The organism is Pseudomonas sp. EGD-AK9, assembly GCF_000465935.2.
Taxonomy (GTDB): Bacteria; Pseudomonadota; Gammaproteobacteria; order Pseudomonadales; family Pseudomonadaceae; genus Aquipseudomonas.
Genome location: NZ_AVOF01000679.1, coordinates 1 through 905, shown reverse-complemented (window position 1 = coordinate 905; position 905 = coordinate 1). Strand labels below are relative to the sequence as shown.

Sequence of the window (905 nt, the reverse complement as noted above, 5' to 3'; positions counted from 1 at the left end):
GTGTGCCGACGGGCGTCGCCCTTGGCTGGGGCCGCCCAGCCTGGCGCTGGCGCCGCTGAAGCGGCGTCTGCGCCAGTGCGGGGTGGATGCTCTGTACCTGCTGCAGAGCGAGGCGCACGACGAAATCATCGCTCGACCGGCGTTGCACCAGGGCCACGCCGGGTTGCGCCTGCCGCTCTGATCAGGGTTTGCCGGGCAGGTCCTGGCGTGCGTCCAGGCGCCCGCTGTCGGCCAGCAGCCAGGGCGCCAGCAGGCGGGTGGCCAGGGGAATGAACAGGTAGGTCATCAGCGGGGTCAGGGCCAGGGTGCTCAGCAGCACCCGGACGACCAGCGAGAGGTCGCCCAGCGCCGGGCCGAACAGCAGGTTGAAGGCCAGCGAGACCGGGAAGAACGCCAGCCAGATGGCGATGCTCTGCTTCCAGCGCGGCGGCTGGCGGTGCACGCTGCCGAACCAGGCGTCGAGGCCGACGGCGCGTTTTTCCTGGGGCTGGGCGAACAGCCCGCTGCCGCGCTGCAGCCAGGCCTGGCGCGAGGCGGAATGCTCCCAGGAGGCCATGGTCTGCTCGTCGCTGAAACGAAAGACGATCTGGAATTCGTCGTCGCCGGACGGCGGCGCCAGCACGCCGGAGCCGAGGTAGCCGGGGAAGTCGGTGGCCAGGTGTTCGCCTTCGCGCAGCCAGGCGATGAAGTCGTGATAGCGGCCGTGGGCGACGCGGCGCGCCACCATCAGGGTAACCGGGGACATCGTGTATCTCCTCGAAGCTGGCCCGTGGCCGGGGTGTGGCTTGGGGCGTACGCGGCGCGGGGTGATGCGCCGGGTAGGAATGCAGCAAGGATTATTCCGCTTTTGCGCCAATTAGCCAGCGTCGTGCGATGGCGGGCGTGGCGGCGTGCAGGCCGCGTTC

At 70.2% G+C, this 905-nt stretch carries 1 protein-coding gene and 1 pseudogene; one reads left to right on the top strand and one right to left on the bottom strand.

All coding sequences use genetic code 11. The features are described from left to right. Window positions 1-181, top strand: a pseudogene (locus tag N878_RS29210) (hypothetical protein); the annotation flags it as partial. On the opposite strand, the gene N878_RS22595 reads toward N878_RS29210, so the two are convergent. Next, complete coding sequence (locus N878_RS22595) at window positions 182-745, bottom strand: antibiotic biosynthesis monooxygenase (RefSeq protein ID WP_021445783.1); 564 nt, start codon at window positions 743-745, stop codon at window positions 182-184. It lies immediately after the preceding pseudogene. Between the last annotated feature and the right edge of the window lie 160 nt (window positions 746-905).